The 17,451-nt window shown below is 72.2% G+C and carries 11 protein-coding genes; 8 read left to right on the top strand and 3 right to left on the bottom strand.

Features of this window, described 5'->3' with window-relative positions:
• The first annotated feature begins 178 nt into the window (after positions 1 to 178).
• The gene (gene hflX, locus SNOUR_RS12115; RefSeq protein ID WP_067346398.1) at positions 179 to 1,666 is read left to right on the top strand and encodes a GTPase HflX; all 1,488 of its coding nucleotides are present in this window, start codon (positions 179 to 181) and stop codon (positions 1,664 to 1,666) included.
• Positions 1,667 to 1,801: 135 nt separating this feature from the next.
• Here the strand turns inward: hflX and SNOUR_RS12110 are convergent, their stop codons facing one another.
• Complete coding sequence (locus SNOUR_RS12110) at positions 1,802 to 2,986, bottom strand: trypsin-like serine peptidase (protein ID WP_174717864.1); 1,185 nt, start codon at positions 2,984 to 2,986, stop codon at positions 1,802 to 1,804.
• Between the two features lie 284 nt (positions 2,987 to 3,270).
• On the opposite strand from SNOUR_RS12110, the gene SNOUR_RS12105 reads away from it, so the two are divergent.
• The 5 genes from SNOUR_RS12105 (at position 3,271) to SNOUR_RS12085 (ending at position 11,380) form a co-directional block, all read left to right on the top strand.
• Complete coding sequence (locus SNOUR_RS12105) at positions 3,271 to 4,665, top strand: diaminobutyrate--2-oxoglutarate transaminase family protein (protein ID WP_067346395.1); 1,395 nt, start codon at positions 3,271 to 3,273, stop codon at positions 4,663 to 4,665.
• Entirely contained in the window at positions 4,662 to 6,686 is a 2,025-nt protein-coding gene (locus SNOUR_RS12100; protein ID WP_067346393.1) for an IucA/IucC family protein, read from the top strand. Before SNOUR_RS12105 ends, SNOUR_RS12100 begins: the two co-directional genes overlap by 4 nt.
• Positions 6,687 to 6,722: 36 nt before the next feature.
• Positions 6,723 to 7,403 (top strand): GNAT family N-acetyltransferase, encoded by a 681-nt coding sequence (locus SNOUR_RS12095; RefSeq protein WP_067346391.1) that lies wholly within the window; start codon positions 6,723 to 6,725, stop codon positions 7,401 to 7,403.
• Positions 7,404 to 7,503: 100 nt separating this feature from the next.
• Positions 7,504 to 9,321: an IucA/IucC family protein gene (locus SNOUR_RS12090; RefSeq protein ID WP_067346389.1), complete on the top strand. Its 1,818-nt coding sequence runs from the start codon at positions 7,504 to 7,506 to the stop codon at positions 9,319 to 9,321.
• Positions 9,322 to 9,382: 61 nt separating this feature from the next.
• Positions 9,383 to 11,380: an ATP-dependent DNA helicase gene (locus SNOUR_RS12085; RefSeq protein ID WP_067346388.1), complete on the top strand. Its 1,998-nt coding sequence runs from the start codon at positions 9,383 to 9,385 to the stop codon at positions 11,378 to 11,380.
• Positions 11,381 to 11,470: 90 nt separating this feature from the next.
• On the opposite strand, the gene lexA is transcribed toward SNOUR_RS12085, so the two are convergent.
• Positions 11,471 to 12,268, bottom strand: a complete 798-nt coding sequence (lexA, locus tag SNOUR_RS12080; RefSeq protein WP_039632107.1) for a transcriptional repressor LexA — start codon at positions 12,266 to 12,268, stop codon at positions 11,471 to 11,473.
• Between the two features lie 560 nt (positions 12,269 to 12,828).
• Here lexA and nrdR point away from each other — a divergent pair.
• Both nrdR and SNOUR_RS12070 read left to right on the top strand, forming a co-directional pair.
• Positions 12,829 to 13,356, top strand: a complete 528-nt coding sequence (nrdR, locus tag SNOUR_RS12075; RefSeq protein ID WP_039632105.1) for a transcriptional regulator NrdR — start codon at positions 12,829 to 12,831, stop codon at positions 13,354 to 13,356.
• Positions 13,357 to 13,478: 122 nt separating this feature from the next.
• Positions 13,479 to 16,364, top strand: coding sequence for a vitamin B12-dependent ribonucleotide reductase (locus tag SNOUR_RS12070; protein ID WP_067346387.1), 2,886 nt, complete (start codon positions 13,479 to 13,481; stop codon positions 16,362 to 16,364).
• Between the two features lie 130 nt (positions 16,365 to 16,494).
• On the opposite strand, the gene SNOUR_RS12065 is transcribed toward SNOUR_RS12070, so the two are convergent.
• Positions 16,495 to 17,334: an alpha/beta fold hydrolase gene (locus SNOUR_RS12065; protein WP_067346386.1), complete on the bottom strand. Its 840-nt coding sequence runs from the start codon at positions 17,332 to 17,334 to the stop codon at positions 16,495 to 16,497.
• Positions 17,335 to 17,451 lie beyond the last annotated feature (117 nt).

The following is a 17,451-nucleotide window of genomic DNA, read 5'->3' as shown; positions in this document are numbered from 1 at the left end:
TCCGCGTGACGTCCGTCTCCGGACCGTGCGACCATCAACGGGCCGACACCGGCCGCACCGGGAATCTCCGGGGCGGCCCGGACGTTGAGCAGATCGAACGGCAGTGCCAAAAGCAGTGCCGCACCAGTCCCGACGGGACCGCCCGGTCCCGGGGGCTCCCTACGACGCAAAGGATCAAATGACCTCCTCTTCTTCCCTTCCACAGGACCGGCAGCGCCTCCCCGAGAGCCTTCGGGCCGACGCCCTGATGGAAGAGGACGTCGCCTGGAGCCACGAGATCGACGGGGAGCGCGACGGCGACCAGTACGACCGCTCCGACCGCGCGTCGCTGCGGCGCGTCGCCGGACTCTCCACCGAGCTCGAGGACGTCACCGAGGTCGAGTACCGGCAGCTGCGCCTGGAGCGCGTGGTGCTCGTGGGCGTCTGGACGTCCGGGACGGTGCAGGACGCGGAGAACTCCCTCGCCGAGCTGGCCGCGCTGGCCGAGACCGCCGGTGCCCTGGTGCTCGACGGCGTCGTCCAGCGTCGCGACAAGCCGGACCCGGCCACCTACATCGGCTCGGGCAAGGCCCTGGAGCTGCGGGACATCGTGCTCGAATCCGGGGCCGACACCGTGGTGTGCGACGGTGAGCTCTCCCCGGGCCAGCTGATCCACCTGGAGGACGTCGTCAAGGTCAAGGTGGTCGACCGGACCGCCCTGATCCTCGACATCTTCGCCCAGCACGCCAAGTCCCGGGAGGGCAAGGCGCAGGTCTCGCTGGCGCAGATGCAGTACATGCTCCCCAGGCTCCGCGGCTGGGGCCAGTCGCTGTCCCGGCAGATGGGTGGCGGTGGCTCCGGTTCGACGGGCGGCGGCATGGCCACCCGTGGTCCCGGTGAGACCAAGATCGAGACAGACCGGCGGCGGATCCGCGAGAAGATGGCGAAGATGCGCCGGGAGATCGCGGAGATGAAGACCGGCCGGGACGTCAAGCGCCAGGAGCGCCGGCGCAACAAGATCCCCTCGGTCGCCATCGCCGGCTACACCAACGCCGGCAAGTCCTCCCTGCTCAACCGCCTCACCGGCGCCGGTGTCCTGGTGGAGAACGCCCTGTTCGCCACCCTGGACCCGACCGTCCGACGGGCCGAGACCCCCAGCGGGCGGCTGTACACCCTCGCCGACACCGTCGGCTTTGTACGCCACCTGCCGCACCACCTCGTCGAGGCGTTCCGCTCCACGATGGAGGAGGTCGCCGACGCCGACATCATCCTGCACGTGGTGGACGGCTCGCACCCGGTGCCGGAGGAGCAGCTGGCGGCGGTCCGCGAGGTGATCCGCGACGTGGGCGCCACCGAGGTGCCCGAGATCGTGATCGTCAACAAGGCCGACGCGGCCGATCCGTTGACCCTCCAGCGGCTGCTGCGCCAGGAGAAGCGCGCCCTGGTGGTCTCCGCCCGCACGGGTGAGGGCATCGAGGAGCTGCGGAACCTGCTCGACGCGGAACTCCCGCGCCCCCAGGTCGAGATCGAGGTGCTGGTGCCCTACACCAAGGGCGCCCTGGTCTCGCGGGCGCACGCCGAGGGCGAGGTCATCTCCGAGGAGCACACCGGCGAGGGCACGGTCCTCAAGGCCCGGGTCCACGAGGAACTGGCCGCCGAGTTCCGCCCGTTCCTCCCGGCCGCCTGACGGCTCGGACCCGCACGCACGCAGGACACGGCGAAGGCCCGCCCCCGGTTTCCCGGGGGGCGGGCCTTCGCCGTTGCCGTGGGGGCGCCACGGGCGGGCGGCGCCGTCGCCCGGCGCCGCCCGCTCACGTCGTCGCTACTGGTTCGCCCACTTCTTGCTCATCGCGTCGAAGATGGACTTGGCCTCGGTGCCCAGGTGCGGGCCGGCCAGCCACTGGGCCGGACGCGGCCCCATCGACGTGTTGGAGACCAGCACCGGCTTGCCGTCCGCGCCCTTGATGAACCAGGGGCCACCGGACGAACCACCGGTCATGGTGCAGCCGATCCGGTACATGGTCGGCTTCTTGGCGTCCAGCGTCAGCCGGGTCGGCTTGTCGGTGCAGGACTGCTGCGTCGCGCCGTCGAACGGCGGCTCGGCCGGGTAGCCCTGCGCCGTCAGGCTGGAGATCTTCGTCATCGCCGGGGCGCCGAAGTCCACCGCGTAGGCGCTGCCGGCCATCTCCTCCAGCGACTTGCCGCCGGTGCTCTCCTCCGGCTTCACGTGCATCAGCGCGAAGTCGTACGGCGCCATCGGCACGCCCGGGACGGCGCCGCCGTCGGCGATCCACTCCTTGGTCGTCGCCATGTCGTCCGCCCACCACTTGCCGGACGGGACGCGGTCCTCGAACGGGGTGGTCTTCATCTGGGCGGCCGACGCGCCGGTCCGGTTGAAGTTCGGCACGAACATCATGTTGCGGTACCAGCCGCCGTCCTTGCCGGCGTGCACGCAGTGCGCCGCGGTCCAGACGAGGTTGGACTTGCCGGGGTGCGCCGGGTCCTTGACGACGGTGGCGGAGCAGCGCGACTCGCCCTTCGGCGTGCTGAACAGCAGCAGGCCCACGCCGGGCGCGGTGGAGGTGTAGGGCGTCTTCACCGAGCGCGCGGGGACCGCGGTCGGCTCGGGGTCGGTCTTGCCCTGGTCCTCGGTGATGTCCGAGGGCTTGCTCGGGTCCTGGGGCGGCTTGACCTTATTGATCTTGTCCGGGTCCCAGAAGTTCTTGATGACCGGGTTGATGAACTCGCCGGCTTCGCGAAGCCACTTGTCCTTGTCCCAGTTCTTCCACTCCCCGTTCTTCCACTTGTCCAGGTCGACGCCGTGTTCCTTCAGCTTGTCCTGGAGCTCCTTGGGGATCTTGATCGCACCCCCGCCCGCGGTGTCCTGGGACGACGCGGTCGGCTTGGCATCCGCGTTGTCGCCCGACGGCCCGCAGCCGGTCGCGGTCAGCGCCACGACGGCGGTGAGGGCGGCGGCGGCCAGCACTGGCCGACGTATCGATCGCATGGGTGGTTCTCCCCCTGTGTCAAACGGACTGAGCCGGAGCGGCTCATGAGCGGAGCCCCCGGTCCGGTTCTTGTCATGAACCGCAAGACCCGGGTGCAGCCCCCCACTATGCCGGTGTCCGGGGGGACGGCGGTACTCGGGTCCCCGGTTCCCGGCCGTCAAGGATCTTGACGTGGCCCGTGTTCCCGCGCGGGTGGCGTCGTTGGTACGTACGGGGGACGGCCGGGCTGTCTGCCGGGCCCGCGCGGTATCCAGCAGTTCACCAGCAGGAGGACACAACTGCCGTGGCGTTGACCGAAACCGTGCCGGCGGCCGCGCCGCCGGCCCACGAGGGAATCCTGCGCCGCCAGGCCCTGCGTGAGTCCGCCGCCCGTACGTATGCGCGCTCGCTGCCGATCGTCCCGGTGCGCGCCCGCGGGCTGACCATCGAGGGCGCCGACGGCCGGCGCTACCTCGACTGCCTCTCCGGTGCCGGCACCCTGGCGCTGGGCCACAACCACCCCGTGGTCCTGGAAGCCATCCGCACCGTCCTCGACTCCGGCGCGCCGCTGCACATCCTCGACCTCGCCACCCCGGTCAAGGACGCCTTCACCACCGAACTCTTCGCCTCCCTGCCCGAGGAGTTGGCCGAAAAGGGCAGGATCCAGTTCTGCGGCCCGGCCGGCACCGACGCCGTCGAGGCCGCCTTCACCCTCGTCCGCACCGCCACCGGCCGGGACGGCCTGGCCGCGTTCTCCGGCGCCTACCACGGCATGACCGCGGACGCCCTGGCCGCCTCCGGGGGCGCCCGGCACGCCGGCGTGGCCCGGCTGCCCTACCCCTACGCCTACCGCTGCCCCTTCGGCGTCGGCGGCGAGCGCGGCGCCGAACTCTCCGCGCGCTGGACCGAGAACCTCCTCGACGACCCCAAGGGCGGGGTGCCCCGGCCCGCCGGGATGATCCTCGAACCGGTCCAGGGCGAGGGCGGCGTGATCCCCGCCCCGGCCGACTGGCTGCGCCGGATGCGGGAGCTCACCGCCGCCCGCGACATCCCGCTCATCGTCGACGAGGTGCAGACCGGCGTCGGCCGCACCGGCACCTTCTGGGCCGTCGAACAGAGCGGCATCGTCCCCGACGTCCTCGTCCTGTCCAAGGCGATCGGCGGCAGCCTCCCGCTCGCGGTCATCGTCTACCGCGAGGAGCTGGACGCCTGGCGCCCCGGCGCGCACGCCGGCACCTTCCGCGGCAACCAACTCGCCATGGCCGCCGGCACCGCCACCCTCGCCTACGTACGCCGCAACGGCCTCGCCGGCCGCGCCGCGGAGCTCGGCGCCACGATGCTCGCCCGGCTCCGCGGGCTCGCCGCCGCCCACGACTGCATCGGCGACGTCCGCGGCCGGGGCCTGATGATCGGCATCGAGATCGTCGACCGCGACGCCGACGCCGACCCGCTGGGTGCCCGCCCCGCCGACCCGGCGCTGGCCGCCGCCGTCCAACAGGCGTGCCTGGACCGCGGCCTGATCGTCGAACTCGGTGGCCGGCACTCCGCCGTCGTGCGGCTGCTGCCGCCCCTGACCCTCACCGACGAACAGGCGGACGCGGTCCTCGACCGCCTCGCCGACGCCATCGCGGCGGCCGTCCGCACCGCCCCCGGGCCCACGGGCTCGTCCCCCACGACACTGCGAGGCACCCCCGCATGAACGAACGCCCCGGCCCCGACGCCGCCCACGCGGCCGAACGGCTCCCGCTCCCGCACCAGGGGGCCGGCCTCATCGAGCCGTCCGTCCCGCGCCAGCAGCGCCGCCCCGGCGACGACACCTGCCACCAGCAGACCCCGGCCGCCGGCCGCCGCGTCCCCGGCTCGCACGACCCCGTGCGCCACCCCGACGCCGACCCCCTGGACCACCCGGACCCGGCCGTCGCCGCCGACGCCGCCGGCATCGAGAACCTCCTCCGCTGCTGGCTGCGCGAGCACGGCACCGCCCGCCCGGCCGGCGGCCGGCTGCGCCTCCCGCTGCACGCCAGCGCCACCGCCCTGCACATCCCGGTCCGCTACTGGTCACCCACCGGCTGGCACCGCCTGGGCGCCCCCACCCTGGAGGGCACCCCGCCCGGCTCGGCCCCGCTGGACGCCGTCACCCTCGCCGCCCTGCTGCGCCGCGAGGCCGCGCACGGCGGCGACCGGCGCGCCTCGGACGGCGGCGAACACCGGGTCGCCGACGGCGACGAACCATCCGCCGCGGACGACGCCCCGCAGGCCCCGGATGGCGACGGCGCCGAACTCGTCGGCCGGGTCGCCAACTCCGTGCGCACCACCGCCCTGTTCATCGCCGACCGGCGCGCCCGCCCCGCCGAGGAACAGGGCTCCCGTTTCCTCGAAGCCGAGCAGTCGCTCCTCCTGGGCCACCCCCTGCACCCCACGCCCAAGAGCCGCGAGGGCCTCACCGACGCCGAGACCGTCGCCTACTCGCCCGAACTCCGCGGCGCCTTCCCGCTGCACTGGGTGGCCGTCCACCCCTCCGCGGTCGCCGCCGACTCCGCCTGGACCGAGCGCGGCCGCACGGTGCCGGCCGGGCAGCTCACCGCCGAACTGGCCGGCGAGGGCCTGCCGCTCCCCGACGGCACGGTGCCCCTGCCGCTCCACCCCTGGCAGGCCCGGGACCTCGCCGCCCGCCCGGAGACCGCCGCGCTGCGCGACGCCGGACTGCTGCACGACCTCGGCCCGCACGGCCCCCGTTGGTACCCCACCTCCTCCGTCCGCACGGTCTGCCGCCCCGGGGCGCCCGCCATGCTCAAGCTCTCCCTGGGCCTGCGCATCACCAACTCCCGCCGGGAGAACCTCCGCAAGGAGCTGATCCGCGGCGTCGAGGTGCACCGACTGCTGCGCACCGGCCTGGCCGCGCAGTGGCGGGCCGCCTTCCCCGGCACCCCCGGCTTCGACATCGTCCGCGACCCCGCCTACCTCGCCGTCGACGGGCCGGACGGCACCCCCGTCCAGGGCCTCGACGTGGTCATCCGCCACCAGCCCTTCGGTCCCGACGACGACGCCGTCTGCCTCGCCGGACTCACCGCGCCCCGTCCCTGGCCCGGCCACGGCGCGATGCGCTCCCGCCTGGAGAGCGTGGTCGGCGCGCTCAGCGCCCGCACCGGGCGGCCGGCCGGCGCGGTGGCCACGGAGTGGTTCCTGCGCTACCTCGAAGCGGTGGTCCGTCCCGTCCTGTGGCTCGACGGGACGGCCGGCGTCGCCCTGGAGGCCCACCAGCAGAACACCCTCGTCCTGCTGGACGCGGACGGCTGGCCGGCCGGCGGCCGCTACCGCGACAACCAGGGCTACTACTTCCGGACCTCCCGCCGCGCCGAACTGGAGAGCCGACTGCCCGGCATCGGCACCGCCAGCGACACCTTCGTCGCCGACGACGTCACCGACGAGCGGTTCGCCTACTACCTCGGCATCAACAACGTCCTCGGTCTCATCGGGGCGTTCGGCGCGGCCCGCCTGATCCGCGAGGAGGTGCTGCTCGCCGCCTTCCGACGGTTCCTCGTCGATGCCGCCGCCGCGCCCCGGGCGCACCGCTCCACCCTGCCGGAGCGCCTGCTCTCCGCCCGCACCCTGCGCTGCAAGGCCAACCTCGCGACCAGGCTGCACGGCCTGGACGAACTGGTCGGCCCGGTCGACACCCAGTCCGTCTACGTCACCCTGTCCAATCCGCTCGCGCTCTAGGTCCTGCTGTCCCCCAGCCCCACAGGAGAGCGTCACGTGCCACCCACCGATTCCGGCCCCACCACCGCGCCGGACGACACCTTCGGCGACCGGCCCGCGCCCCACCCCGGCGCGGCGCCGCCCGCAGCCCCCACCCCGGCCGCGGGCCCGTTGCTGGACGACCTGGCCGGCTGGCCACCGGCCGCCACTCCCGTCGGGGCGTTCGCCCTCGTCCCGGTGGACCTCGACCGCGACCTGGACCGGATCGTCGCCTGGATGAACGATCCGGCCGTCGCCGCCTTCTGGGAACTGGCCGGCCCCCCGGAGACCACCGCCGCCCATCTGCGCCCCCAGCTGGACGGCGACGGCCGCAGCGTGCCGTGTCTGGGCGTGCTGGACGGCGTCCCGATGAGCTACTGGGAGATCTACCGCGCCGATCTGGACCGGATCGCCCGCTACTACCGGGCCCGCCCCCACGACACCGGCATCCACCTGCTCATCGGCGGCACCGGCGACCGCGGCCGCGGCCTCGGCACGACGCTGCTGCGCGCCACCGCCGACCTCGTCCTCGACCACCGCCCGCGGTGCGGGCGCGTCCTCGCCGAACCGGACCTGTGCAACACCGGCTCCGTGGCGGCGTTCCTGAGCGCCGGCTTCCGCTACGCCGAGGAGATCGAACTCCCCGAGAAACGCGCGGCGTTGATGATCCGCGACCGCGCCCACCGCCACCTGCTCTGACCCCGGGGCCGTCTGTCGACGGCCCCGGCCCGGTCCGCCATCCATCCCGCCGGCCCGGTTGTCCCCCGCACGTGCCGGTCCCGTCCCGAGGAGTCCCACCTTGTCTCCTGCGTCCCGCCCCTCCGCTCCCGCCGACCGCCGCGCCCCGTCCACCACGGCCGGGCACACCCCGTCGCACGACGCCTGGCAGCGCGCCGCCCGCAGGCTCTTCGCCAAGACCCTCGCGGAATTCGCCTACGAGGAGATCCTCGTCCCCGAACCCGACGGCACCGCCCCCGACGGCAGCCCCCGCTACCGCCTACGCGTCACCGACGACCTCACCTACCGCTTCACCGCGCACAGAAGCGCCTACGGGCACTGGCGCGTCGACCCCCACTCGATCGCCCCGCACGCCGATCCGCTGCGCTTCCTCACCCACGCCCACGACACCGTCCTGAGCCTGTCCGGCGACACCACCGGCCACCTCATCCGCGAGCTGACCGCCACCCTCGCCGCCGACACCCGCCTGGACGCCACCGCGCTCAGCGCCGCGGAACTCGCCGACCTGGACTACGCCGCCCTCGAAGGCCACCAGACCGGCCACCCCTGGCTCGTCGCCAACAAGGGCCGCCTCGGCTTCTCCGCCGCCGACGCCGAGACCTGGGCCCCCGAGGCCCGCACCCCGCAGCGGCTGCCCTGGCTCGCCGCGCACCGCAGCATCGCCCACTACCGCGGCGTCCCCGCCCTGGCCACCCCCGACCGCCTCTACGGCGAGGAACTCGCCCCGGCCACCCGGCACGCCTTCGCCGCCACCCTGACCGACGCCGGCCGCGACCCGGCCGACTACCTCTACCTCCCCGTGCACCCCTGGCAGTGGGACGAGACCATCGCCCCGCTCTTCGCCCCGCAACTCGCCGACCGATCCCTCGTCCCGCTGCCCAGCGACGACGACCTGCGGCTCCCGCAGCAATCGATCCGCACCTTCCTCAACCTCACCCGCCCCCGGGCGCGCACCGTCAAGCTGCCGCTGTCCATCCTCAACACCCTGGTCTGGCGCGGTCTGCCCACCGAGCGCACCCTGGCCGCCCCCGCCGTCACCGCCTGGGTGCACGGCCTGCGCGACGGCGATACGTATCTGCGCGACGAGACCCGGGTGATCCTGCTCGGCGAGACCGCCTCGGTCACCGTCGAGCACCCCCTCTACGACCGGCTCCCCGGCGTCCCCTACCAGTACAAGGAACTGCTCGGCTGCATCTGGCGGGAGCCGCTCGCCGGCCGGCTCGACCCGGGGGAGCGCGCCCGCACCCTGGCCTCCCTGCTGCAGACCGACCCCGCCGGCCGCGCCCTGACCGCGGAGCTGGTGCACCGCTCCGGCCTGTCCCCGCGGGACTGGCTGGCCCGGCTGTTCGGCGCGCTGCTGCCGCCCCTGCTGCACTTCCTCTACCAGTACGGCACGGTCTTCTCCCCGCACGGTGAGAACGCCATCGTCGTCTTCGACGAGGACGACGTCCCCACCCGGCTGGCCATGAAGGACTTCGTCGACGACGTCAACACCAGCGCCCAGCCGCTGCCCGAGCAGGACACCATGTCGGACGACGTCCGGGCGGTGCTGCTGACCGAACCCCCGGCGTTTCTCACCCAGTTCATCCACTCCGGCCTGTTCGTCGGCGTCTTCCGCTATCTGGCGCCGCTGTGCGAGGAGCAACTCGGCGTACCCGAGGGCGAGTTCTGGTCACTCGTCCGGGCGGAGATCCTGCGCCACCACGAGCGGTTCCCGCACCTCAAGGAGCGGCAGGAGACCTTCGACCTGCTCACCCCGAAGATCGAGCGGCTCTGTCTGAACCGCAACCGGCTGCATGTGGACGGTTACCGCGATCGCCGCGACCGCCCGCACGCCGCCGTGCACGGCACCGTCCCCAACCCCCTGTACGCACCGTGATCCCTGCCTGTCCCGTGATCGCCCCGCGCTGTCAGTGGTCCCGCGTAGGCTTGCAAGCGCTATGACGAAGCCCTCTCTCCCCGATCTGCTCCACGCCGCCGTCTCCGCCGTCGGCGGCACCGAGCGGCCCGGCCAGGTGGCCATGGCCGAGGCCGTCGCCGAGGCCGTGGACGACCAGGCCCATCTGCTGGTGCAGGCCGGCACCGGCACCGGAAAGTCCCTCGGCTATCTGGTGCCGGCGCTGGCCCACGGCGAGAGGGTGGTGGTCGCCACGGCCACCCTCGCCCTCCAGCGCCAGCTCGTCGAGCGCGATCTGCCGCGGACGGTCGAGGCGCTGCATCCGCAGCTGCGCCGCCGGCCGCAGTTCGCGATGCTCAAGGGCCGCTCCAATTACCTCTGCCTGCACCGCCTCCACGAGGGCGCCCCGCAGGACGAGGAGGACGGCCTCTTCGACGTCTTCGAGCAGGCGACGCCGACCAGCAAGCTCGGCAAGGACCTGCTGCGGCTGCGCGACTGGGCGGACGAGACCGAGACCGGCGACCGCGACGATCTTTCCCCCGGCGTCTCGGACCGCGCCTGGGGCCAGGTCTCGGTCTCCTCCCGGGAGTGCCTGGGCGCCTCGAAGTGCGCGTACGGCGCGGAGTGCTTCGCCGAGGCGGCCCGGGAGCGGGCCAAGCTCGCCGATGTGGTGATCACCAACCACGCGCTGCTGGCGATCGACGCCATCGAGGGCGCGCCGGTCCTGCCGCAGCACGAGGTCCTGATCATCGACGAGGGGCATGAGCTGGTCTCCCGGGTCACCGGCGTGGCCACCGGCGAGCTCACCCCCGGCCAGGTCAACCGCGCCGTGCGGCGCGCCGCCAAGCTGGTCGACGAGAAGGCCGCCGATCAGCTCCAGACCGCCGCCGAGACCTTCGAGCGGCTGATGGAGCTGGCGCTGCCCGGCCGCCTGGAGGAGATCCCCGAGGAGCTGGCGTACTGCCTGATGGCGCTGCGGGACGCGGCCCGCACGGTGATCGTCGCGCTCGGCTCGACCCGCGACAAGTCCGTCCAGGACGAGGACGCGGTCCGCAAGCAGGCCCTGGCCGCGGTGGAGAACGTCCACGACGTCGCCGAGCGCATCGCGAACGGCTCCGAGTACGACGTGGTCTGGTACGAGCGCCATGAGCCCCGCGGCGGAGCCGCGCCTCGCTTCAGCGGGGCGTCGCTGCGGGTGGCGCCGCTGTCGGTCTCCGGTCTGCTGCGGGAGAAGCTCTTCACCGACCGCTCCGTGGTGCTGACCTCCGCCACCCTCAAGCTGGGCGGCGACTTCAACGGCGTGGCCGCCTCGCTGGGCCTGGGCCCGGAGGGCACCGCGGGCGAGGACGAGCCGGTCTGGAAGGGCCTGGACGTCGGCTCGCCGTTCGACTACGGCAAGCAGGGCATCCTCTACGTCGCCAAGCACCTCGCCCAGCCGGGCCGGGAGGGCAGCCGCACCGACATGCTCGACGAGCTGGCGGAGCTCATCGAGGCGGCCGGTGGCCGGACGCTGGGGCTGTTCTCGTCGATGCGGGGCGCCCAGGCCGCGGCGGAGGCGATGCGCGGCCGGCTCGACATGCCGGTCCTCCTCCAGGGCGAGGAGACCCTCGGCGAGCTGATCCGGACGTTCGCCGCGGACGCCCGGACGTGCCTGTTCGGCACCCTGTCGCTGTGGCAGGGCGTGGACGTCCCGGGCCCGAACTGTCAGCTGGTGGTCATGGACCGGGTGCCCTTCCCGCGGCCGGACGATCCGCTGATGAGCGCCCGGCAGAAGGCCGTGGAGGAGGCCGGCGGCAACGGCTTCATGGCGGTCGCGGCGACTCATGCCGCGCTGCTGATGGCGCAGGGGGCGGGCCGTCTGGTCCGCGCCACCGGCGACCGCGGCGTGGTCGCGGTGCTGGACCCGCGCGTGGAGCGAGCCCGCTACGGTTCCTTCCTCCGCAAGTCCATGCCGGACTTCTGGTACACCACCGACCGCAATCAGGTCCGCCGCTCGTTGGCCGCCATCGACAAGGCGGCCAAGGAGGCGGCGGGGGAGTAGCCGGGGAGCGGGGCCCGCTGTGACAGCGCAGAGCCCCGGGACGGAACCGGCGCAGTGGTTCCTTCCCGGGGCTCGGTCGTGGGGGCGCGGTCAGACCCGGCGCAGCACCGCCACCACCTTGCCGAGGATGGTCGCCTCGTCGCCGGGGATGGGCTGGTACGCGGCGTTGTGCGGCAGCAGCCATACATGGCCGTCCTCGCGCTTGAAGCGCTTGACGGTCGCCTCGCCGTCGAGCATGGCGGCGACGATGTCGCCGTTCTCCGCGACCGGCTGGCGGCGGACGGTGACCCAGTCGCCGTCGCAGATCGCCGCCTCGATCATGGAGTCGCCCACGACCTTCAGCACGAACAGCTCGCCGTCGCCGACCAGCTGACGGGGCAGGGGGAAGACGTCCTCGACGGACTCCTCGGCAAGGATCGGGCCGCCGGCCGCGATCCGGCCGACCAGCGGGACGTAGGACGCGGCGGGCTTGCCGGCGGTCTCCGTCGCCGCGCTCGTCGGCTGGTCCGACGCACGGACCTCGTACGCCCGCGGGCGGTGCGGGTCGCGGCGCAGGAAGCCCTTCCGCTCCAGGGCCATCAGCTGGTGGGCGACGGAGGAGGTGCTGGAGAGCCCGACGGCCTGGCCGATCTCCCGCATGGACGGGGGATATCCGCGCCGCTGCACCGAATCCCGGATCACTTCGATCACCCGGCGCTGGCGGTCGGTGAGCCCGGAACTGTCGGCGCGAATGCCCGGGGGGCGCCCCGGCAGCGAACGGGTCGGCTTGTGCTCTTCGGAGTCCGACGTGGTGTCTTCCATCGGCCGCGGTGCCCTTTGCGGTTGCTCGAATCGGCTCTGGGAGTGGCTTTGTGCGGTGATGGTCGCGCTGTCTGCGGTGGTGGTCACGTCGGCCCCTCTCGAAATGTTCTCCCTAGTTAGCCAACGGTAGTTGCTTTCGAAAGGTTGCGCCAAACACACGTTCGAGTGAAAAATTCCGCGATTGGCTGACCTGATCAAGTGCCGCGGTGTATGGCCGAATGGCAATTCGGTCCTCCGGGACGTCCCGCCCCGGATTCCCGTCCGGATTCCTGTCCGAAATGCCGGCCGGAACCCGTCCCGAAAAGCGTGGGACGGTGCCGCGGGGGAGGTTCGCCGCGACGTGGCCGATTGTGTCATCCCCGCCCCTGCGGCCCCCGCGCCGGGTGGCTTCCCGTACCCTCTTGGACGGCCCGCCGCCCCGTGGCCGCCGCGACACGCGGTAGGCAGATATAAGCACCCCGACACCACATCTAGTGCTTAGATGCGTTCGACCGCCTACAAGTTGTGGTGCCGGGTCAGTCGGACCCCGCGGATCGCCTATGCTTGTGGCTGCTCCGAAGGGCCCGTACGGACCGGCCGGAGGTTCCGTCGCCGTACGCCGGTTCCGTTGGCGTGCGTCCGTTTTCGAGGGTGAGGAGGGTGGAGCCATGCACTGCCCCTTCTGCAGGCACCCGGACAGTCGGGTCGTCGACAGCCGCACCACGGACGACGGGACGTCGATCCGCCGGCGCCGCCAGTGCCCCGACTGCTCCCGCCGGTTCACTACCGTCGAAACGGCGTCACTCATGGTGATCAAGCGGAGCGGGGTCACCGAGCCCTTCAGCCGCACCAAGGTCATCGCGGGGGTGCGCAAGGCGTGCCAGGGGCGTCCGGTCACCGAGGACGCCCTCGCCAAGCTCGGCCAGCGGGTCGAGGAGGCGGTGCGCGCCACCGGCAGCGCCGAGCTGACCACCCATGACGTCGGGCTCGCCATACTGGGCCCGCTGCAGGAACTCGACCTCGTCGCGTACCTGCGCTTCGCGTCCGTCTATCGGGCGTTCGACTCACTTGAGGACTTCGAGGCGGCCATCGCCGAGCTGCGGGAGCAGCGCGAGCAGGGGCCGCCCGCGCACGGCGGGAGCAACGAGGAGGCCGGCGAGCCGGCCGTTCCCGTGCCCGCCACCGCCGCCGACTGAGTTCGGCGCGCACTTCCAGACCCGGGTCGGGGCGAGAGCAGGGCGCCCCGGTGCGGGAAGACATACACCGTGCCACGGAATTTGTGTGCACATATGGGCGTTTGCCCGTACAGGGAGGCGGAATGACAGAGACGACGAGCGGCCCGGCACGAGGCTCCCGCGCCAAGGGCAGCAAGGCTGGCAAGGGTCTGCGTATCGAGCGCATCCACACCACCCCCGGCGTGCATCCGTACGACGAGGTCGTGTGGGCGCGCCGTGACGTCGTCATGACCAACTGGCGCGACGGCTCGGTCAACTTCGAGCAGCGTGGCGTCGAGTTCCCCGACTCCTGGTCGGTGAACGCGGTCAACATCGTCACGAGCAAGTACTTCCGCGGCGCGGTGGGCTCCCCGGCCCGCGAGTCGAGCCTCAAGCAGCTCATCGACCGCGTGGTCAAGACGTACCGCAAGAGCGGCGAGGAGAACGGTTACTTCGCCTCCCCGGCCGACGCCGAGATCTTCGAGCACGAGCTGGCCTACGCCCTGCTCCACCAGGTCTTCAGCTTCAACTCCCCGGTGTGGTTCAACGTCGGCACCCAGCAGCCGCAGCAGGTCAGCGCCTGCTTCATCCTCTCCGTGGACGACTCCATGGAGTCGATCCTGGACTGGTACAAGGAAGAGGGGATGATCTTCAAGGGCGGCTCGGGTGCCGGCCTGAACCTCTCCCGCATCCGCTCCTCCAAGGAGCTGCTCTCCTCCGGCGGCAACGCCTCCGGCCCGGTCTCCTTCATGCGCGGCGCCGACGCCTCCGCCGGCACCATCAAGTCCGGTGGCGCCACCCGCCGCGCGGCCAAGATGGTCGTCCTGGACGTCGACCACCCCGACGTCGAGGCGTTCATCGAGACCAAGGTCAAGGAAGAGGAGAAGATCCGCGCGCTGCGCGACGCGGGCTTCGACATGGACCTGGGCGGCGACGACATCACGTCCGTCCAGTACCAGAACGCCAACAACTCGGTCCGCGTGAACGACGAGTTCATGAAGGCCGTGGAGTCCGGCGCGAAGTTCGGCCTGCGCGGCCGGCTGAACGGCGAGATCATCGAGGAGGTCGACGCCAAGGGCCTGTTCCGCAAGATGGCCGAGGCCGCCTGGGCCTGCGCCGACCCCGGCATCCAGTACGACGACACCATCAACCACTGGCACACCTCGCCGGAGACCGGTCGCATCACCGCGTCCAACCCGTGCAGCGAGTACATGCACCTGGACAACTCCTCGTGCAACCTCGCCTCGCTCAACCTCCTGAAGTTCCTCAACGACGACGACCAGGGCAACCAGTCCTTCGACGCCGTGCGGTTCGCCAAGGTCGTCGAGCTGGTCATCACGGCCATGGACATCTCGATCTGCTTCGCGGACTTCCCCACCGAGAAGATCGGCGAGACCACCCGCGCCTTCCGCCAGCTGGGCATCGGCTACGCCAACCTCGGCGCGCTGCTGATGGCCACCGGCCACGCCTACGACTCCGACGGCGGCCGCGCCCTGGCCGGTGCCATCACCTCGCTGATGACCGGCACCTCCTACAAGCGCTCCGCCGAGCTGGCCGCGGTCGTCGGCCCGTACGACGGCTACGCCCGCAACGCCGACGCCCACAAGCGCGTCATGAAGCAGCACTCCGACGCCAACGGCAGCGCGGTGCGCATGGACGACCTGGACACCCCGGTCTGGGCCGCGGCCACCGAAGCCTGGCAGGACGTGCTGCGCCTCGGCGAGAAGAACGGCTTCCGCAACGCCCAGGCGTCGGTGCTGGCCCCGACCGGCACCATCGGCCTGATGATGGACTGCGACACCACCGGCGTCGAGCCGGACCTGGCGCTCGTCAAGTTCAAGAAGCTGGTCGGCGGCGGCTCCATGCAGATCGTGAACAACACGGTCCCCAAGGCGCTCAAGCGGCTCGGCTACCAGCCCGAGCAGGTCGAGGCGATCGTCGCCCACATCGCCGACCACGGCAATGTCGTCGACGCCCCCGGCCTCAAGCCGGAGCACTACGAGGTCTTCGACTGCGCCATGGGCGAGCGTGCCATCTCCCCGATGGGTCACGTCCGCATGATGGCCGCGGCCCAGCCGTTCCTCTCCGGCGCGATCTCCAAGACGGTCAACGTCCCGGAGTCGGCCACCGTCGAGGAGATCGAGGACGTCTACTTCCAGGGCTGGAAGCTCGGCCTGAAGGCGCTCGCGATCTACCGCGACAACTGCAAGGTCGGTCAGCCGCTCTCCGCCAAGAAGAAGGAGGAGGAGAAGAAGCCCGAGGCCGCCGCGAAGACCGCGGAGAAGAAGGTCGTCGAGTACCGTCCGGTCCGCAAGCGTCTGCCCAAGGGCCGCCCGGGGATCACCACCTCCTTCACCGTCGGCGGCGCCGAGGGCTACATGACCGCCAACTCCTACCCGGACGACGGTCTCGGCGAGGTCTTCCTGAAGATGTCCAAGCAGGGCTCGACCCTCGCGGGCATGATGGACGCCTTCTCCATCGCGGTCTCGGTCGGCCTCCAGTACGGCGTGCCGCTGGAGACCTACGTCTCGAAGTTCGTCAACATGCGCTTCGAGCCGGCCGGTATGACCGACGACCCGGACGTGCGGATGGCGCAGTCGATCGTCGACTACATCTTCCGCCGCCTGGCGCTGGACTTCCTGCCGTTCGAGACCCGCTCGGCCCTCGGCATCCACTCCGTCGAGGAGCGCCAGCGCCACCTGGAGACCGGCTCCTACGAGCTGCCCGAGGACGAGGTCGACGTGGAGGGCCTGGCCCAGTCCGCGCCCCGGCAGACCGACACGGTCAAGGACCCGGCCCCGGCGATCAAGGCCGTCGAGGAGACCGCCGCGCCGGCTCCCAAGCAGGCGCACACCAACGCCGAGCTGGTGGAGATGCAGCTGGGCATCAACGCCGACGCGCCGCTGTGCTTCTCCTGCGGCACCAAGATGCAGCGGGCCGGCAGCTGCTACCTCTGCGAGGGCTGCGGTTCGACCAGCGGTTGCAGCTGAGCCCGGCGCCCCGAGGGGGCGACGGCCGGTGAGCGGCCGGTGAGCGGCCGGTGAGCCTGAGCTGACCAGGGCGGTGGAGTACGGGGAGACCCGGCTCCACCGCCCTGTCGCGTCCGGGGCGGTCGCGGGCCTACGGGAGGAAGTCCCCGATGGTCCGGGTGAAACGCTCCGGGTCGTCCAGCCACGGGAAGTGGCCGGCGCTCGGCTGGACGGTCAGCGTGGCGCCGGGCAGCAGCGTGGCGATCTCCGCGGCGACTCGGGGCAGCGGGCCGCTGTCCCGTTCGCCCGCGAGCAGCAGTACCGGCGCATCCAGCGAGGCCAGGGCGGCCCGCGCCGCGGCCGGGTCGAAGGCACCGGCGGACGCGTACCGCTCCGCGGCCTCCTCGTTGGTCTGCGCCACCTCCGACGCGGCGTGCTCCTTGGCCGCCGCGTCCCAACGGCCGTAGAAGAACGGGGCGATGGCGTCCCAGTCGGCATCCGTGGCGGTGCCGTCCCAGACCGCCTCGTAGGAGCGGTACGCGTCCGGGAACCACGGTTCGGCGGACCGCAGGGCGGCCGCTTCCCGCCGATGCGCCTCGGTGAACTCGATGCCCAGGGCACGGGCCCGGCCGGTGACCAGGGTGAGGCTGCGGATGCGCGTCGGATAACGGGCCGCGTAGAGCAGGGCGAGATCGCCGGCGGCGGAGTGCGCGAGAACGTCGACGCATGCGAGGCCGAGATGGGCCCGGAGCGCCTCGACGTCGTCCACCTGCCGGTCACAGCGGTAGGTCGCCGGATCGGTGGGAATGCCCGAATCACCGGTGCCGCGGAGATCGAGCTGGATCAATTGCCGGTGGGCCGCCATTCCGCCCAGATCGCCGAAGTAGGCGGAGGCGCGCATCGGGCCACCGGGAAGGCAGAGCAGCGGCTCGCCTTTCCCGACGAGGTGATAGGCGAGCGGGGTTCCGTCGGGCGCGGTGAGAACAGACATGGCGGTAATCCTGGGCACGAGCGAGGAGTGCGGCAAGCGGTTATGCCGGGGCCCCGGGGCGCGTGCGCGGTGGTGGAACGTCGGAGGGGAGGCGGCTCGTCGCCGCCTCCCCTCCAC

Origin of the sequence: Streptomyces noursei ATCC 11455, assembly GCF_001704275.1 — a bacterium.
GTDB lineage: Bacteria > Actinomycetota > Actinomycetes > Streptomycetales > Streptomycetaceae > Streptomyces > Streptomyces noursei.
Note: the sequence above shows the minus strand (reverse complement) of the source record. Positions and strands in the feature narration are given on the sequence as shown.

Excerpts from the sequence above, each read along its gene's own strand:
- hflX (WP_067346398.1), top strand. The coding sequence starts at position 179 with ATGACCTCCTCTTCTTCCCTTCCACAGGACCGGCAGCGCCTCCCCGAG.
- SNOUR_RS12110 (WP_174717864.1), bottom strand. The coding sequence starts at position 2,986 with ATGCGATCGATACGTCGGCCAGTGCTGGCCGCCGCCGCCCTCACCGCC.
- SNOUR_RS12100 (WP_067346393.1), top strand. The coding sequence starts at position 4,662 with ATGAACGAACGCCCCGGCCCCGACGCCGCCCACGCGGCCGAACGGCTC.
- SNOUR_RS12085 (WP_067346388.1), top strand. The coding sequence starts at position 9,383 with ATGACGAAGCCCTCTCTCCCCGATCTGCTCCACGCCGCCGTCTCCGCC.
- nrdR (WP_039632105.1), top strand. The coding sequence starts at position 12,829 with ATGCACTGCCCCTTCTGCAGGCACCCGGACAGTCGGGTCGTCGACAGC.
- SNOUR_RS12070 (WP_067346387.1), top strand. The coding sequence starts at position 13,479 with ATGACAGAGACGACGAGCGGCCCGGCACGAGGCTCCCGCGCCAAGGGC.
- SNOUR_RS12065 (WP_067346386.1), bottom strand. The coding sequence starts at position 17,334 with ATGTCTGTTCTCACCGCGCCCGACGGAACCCCGCTCGCCTATCACCTC.